The organism is Kitasatospora sp. NPDC036755, from assembly GCF_040636595.1.
Classification (GTDB): Bacteria; Actinomycetota; Actinomycetes; order Streptomycetales; family Streptomycetaceae; genus Kitasatospora.
On the sequence record NZ_JBEZUT010000521.1, the window covers coordinates 1 to 4,051 of the forward strand.

A 4,051-nucleotide genomic window follows, 5' to 3' on the forward strand; every position below is an offset into this window, starting at 1 on the left:
GTCCGGGCCCGGGGCCGCCCGGCTGCGGGCCGCCGAGGCCGCCCGCGCCGAACTCGACCCGGCCACCGGCGCCCTGCTGCGCGCCGTCCTGTTCCGCGCCGAGGACGGGGCCCGGCCCCAGCTCTTCCTGACCGCCCACCACCTCGCCGTGGACAGCGTCTCCTGGCGGGTGCTGCTCGCCGACCTGGAGCAGGCCTACCGGCGGGCCGCCGCGGGCACCGACCCCGGCCTGGAGCCCGAACCCACCGCGTTCACCGACTGGGCGCACCGGCTCTCCGAGCTGGTCCGGGCCGGCGGCCTGGACGAGGACCTGCCGTACTGGAGGGCCGAGACCGCCGCCCCCGCCGCGCCGCTGCCCGTCGACCGGCCCGGCACCCCCACGGCCGGCTCGGTGCGCACCCTGCGCGGCCGGCTCGACCGGGCCACCACCGAGGCGCTGCTGCGCAAGGTGCCCGAGGTGTACCGCACCCAGGTCAACGACGTGCTGCTGAGCGCCCTCGGCCGGGCCCTCGCCGACTGGACCGGCACCGGCCGGGTCACCGTCGCACTGGAGGGCCACGGCCGCGAGGACCTGTTCGACGGCCTCGACCTGTCCCGCACCGTCGGCTGGTTCACCACCCAGTACCCCGTCACCCTGGACCTGCCCGGGGCCCCCGACTGGGCCGCCACCCTCAAGCACGTCAAGGAGCGGCTGCGGGCCGTGCCCCGCCGCGGCCTCGGCTACGAGGCCCTCGCCCGGCTCGGCTCGCCCGCGCCGGACGCCGCCGCCCTGCGGGACGTCCCGCTGCCGCAGGTCTGCTTCAACTACCACGGCCAGTGGACCGCCCCCGAGGCCGGCGACTTCGCCCCCGCCGGGCAGGCCCCCGGCCGGGACCTCGCCCCGGACGAGCCGCTGGACCACCTGCTGGACGTCTCCGCCGTGGTCGCCGACGGCGAGCTGGAGCTCACCTGGCACTACAGCGAGGACATCCACGAGGCCGACACCGTACGGGAGTTGTCCCAGGCCGTGCTGGCCGCGCTGGGCGCCGTCGTCGAGCACTGCGCCGAGCCCGGCGCCGGCGGCCGCACCCCCTCCGACTTCCCGCTGGCCGGCCTCGACCAGGAGCAGCTGGACCGCCTGGTCGGCGACGGCCGGGACGTGGCGGACCTGCTGCCGCTCACCCCGCTCCAGGAGGGCATGCTCTTCCACCGCCTGGTCGGCGGCGAGGACGACGTCTACCTGGACCAGGCCGTCCTGCTGCTGGAGGGCGTCGCCGACCCGCGGGCGCTCGCCCTGGCCTGGCAGCGGGTCGCCGACCGGACGCCCGCGCTGCGCACCTCGGTGGTCTGGGAGGGCGTGCCCGCCCCGCTCCAGGTGGTGCGCCGGGGCGTCCGGCTGCCGGTCGCCCACCTGGACCTGCGGGCCGCCGACCCGGCCGAGCGGGCCGAACGGCTGGCCCGGCTGCGCGCCGAGGACCTCGCCCTCGGTCTGGACATCGCCACCGCCCCGCTCACCCGGCTCACCCTGGTCCGGCTGCCCGAGGCCAGGGTCCAGCTGCTCTGGACCTCCCACCACCTGATCCTGGACGGCTGGAGCCTCGCCCAGGTGCTCACCGACGTCTTCGCCGAGTACGCGGCGCTCACCACCGGCGGCGCGCCCGCCCCGGCGGTGCGCCGGCCCTTCGCCGACTACGTGCACTGGCTGGCCGGGCAGGACGCCGGGGCCGCCCGCGCCCACTGGCGGTCCGTGCTGGACGGTTTCGCCACCGCCACCCCGCTGCCCGCCGACCGCACCCGGCGCGAGGCCCACCGGGCCCGCTCGGCCGGCAGCCACAGCGCCGCCCTGCCCGAGCCGGTCTCCGAGCGGCTCGCCCGCGCCGCCCGGCAGTCCGGGCTGACCCTGGGCACCGTCGTGCAGGGCGCCTGGGCGCTGCTGCTGTCCCGCTACAGCGGCGAGCCGGACGTGCTGTTCGGCACCACCGTCTCCGGCCGGCCGGAGGAACTGCCCGGCGTCGAGTCGATGATCGGCATGTTCATCAACACCCTGCCGACCAGGGTCCGGGTGGACGGCGCCCGCACCGCCGCCGACTGGTTGCGCGAGCTCCAGGCGGACCAGGCCGAGGCCCGCCGGCACGCGGCGGTCTCGCTGGCCGAGCTCACCGGCTACAGCGACGTCCCGCCCGGCAGCGCCCTGTTCGACAGCATCGTCGCCTTCGAGAACTACCCCTTCGACGACACCGACGCCGCCGGCACCGGGGTGCGGCTGGCCGAGGTCTCCTCCCGGGACGCCACCAACTTCCCGCTGGTGCTGCGCGCCTACCAGGGCGGGCAGGTCGGCTTCGACCTCGCCTACGACCCCGGGCTGTTCGACGCCGCCACCGTGCGCGGCCTCGCCGAGCGGCTCTGCCTGCTGCTCACCGGCCTGGCCGACGGACTGGACCGCCCGCTGCGCTCGCTCGCCTGGACCACCGAGGAGGAGCGGCACCGGCTGCTGGTCGAGTGGAACGGCACCGCGCAGGGCCGGCCCGGGCGCACCCTGGTCGAGCTGTTCGAGGAGCAGGCCGCCCGCGCCCCGCGGGCCGTCGCCGTCACCTGCGGCGGGGAGCAGCTGTCCTACGCCGAGCTGGACGCCCGGGCCGACCGGCTGGCCCACCGGCTGGCCGGGTACGGCGCCGGCCCCGAGCGCTACGTCGCCCTCGCCCTGCCCCGCACCGCCGAACTGGTGGTGGCCGTCCTCGCCGTCCTCAAGACCGGCGCGGCCTACCTGCCGCTCGACCCGGGCCTGCCCGCCGAGCGCCGCACCGAACTGCTGCGCGACGCCGCCCCGGTGGCGCTGGTGACGACCGAGGAGCAGGCCGGCGTGGAGGTCCCCGTCCTCGCCCTGGCCGCCCCCGGGGTGCGCGCCGACCTCGCCCGCCGCCCGGCCGGCCCGCTCGGCGCCGGGCACCGCCCGCTGCCCGACAGCCCCGCGTACGCCATCTTCACCTCCGGCTCCACCGGCCGCCCCAAGGGCGTGGTGGTGCCGCACACCAACGTGGTGCGGCTGTTCGAGCAGACCCGGGAGCGGTTCGGCTTCGGCGCCGAGGACGTCTGGACGCTCTTCCACTCCTACACCTTCGACTTCTCGGTCTGGGAGCTGTGGGGCCCGCTGCTGCACGGCGGCCGGCTCGTCGTGGTGCCCGAGGACACCGCCCGCTCCCCGGAGGACTTCCTGCGGCTGCTCGCCGACGAACGGGTCACGGTGCTCAACCAGACCCCGTCCGCGTTCCACCAGCTGGACCGCGCCGACGCCCAACTGCCCGACACATCCGCCCGGTTGGCGCTGCGCACGGTGGTCTTCGGCGGCGAGGCGCTGGACGTCACCCGGCTCGCCGACTGGTACCGGCGCCACCCCGAGGACGCGCCGCGCCTGGTGAACATGTACGGCATCACCGAGACCACCGTGCACGTCACCCACACCGCGCTGGACCTCGCCACCGCCACGGCCGGCGGCCCCGGCCCGATCGGCACCGGCATCGCCGACCTGCGGCTGTACGTGCTCGACGACGACCTCGCCCCGCTGCCCCCGGGCGCCGTCGGCGAACTGTACGTGGCGGGCGAGGGCCTGGCCCGCGGCTACCTCAACCGGCCCGGCCTGACCGCCACCCGCTTCCTCGCCGACCCCTTCGGCGCCCCCGGCACCCGGATGTACCGCACCGGCGACCGGGCCCGCCGGCAGGCCGACGGCACCCTGCGCTACCTGGGCCGCGCCGACCAGCAGGTGAAGATCCGCGGCTACCGGATCGAACCCGGCGAGATCGAGGCCGCCCTGCAGACCCACCCGGGCATCGCCCTCGCCACCGTCGGCGTCCACCAGGACCCGGCCGGCACCCGCCGGCTGGTCGCCCACGTCGTCGGCGAGGACCCGGCCCGGCCCCCGGGCGCCGCCGAACTCCGCGCCCACCTGGAACGGCTGCTGCCCGCCTACCTGGTGCCCGCCGCCTACGTCCCGCTGGCCGCCCTCCCGCTCACCCCCAACGGCAAGTACCTGTTCGACAACCTGCCCGACGGCACATACCAGGTCCAGTTCGAC

General features: G+C 77.0%; 1 protein-coding gene. It reads left to right on the plus strand.

Features of this window, described 5'->3' with window-relative positions; genetic code table 11:
- The coding region (locus AB0E96_RS39170) for an amino acid adenylation domain-containing protein (protein WP_359831330.1) at nt 1–4,051 on the plus strand (4,051 nt) is incomplete at both ends.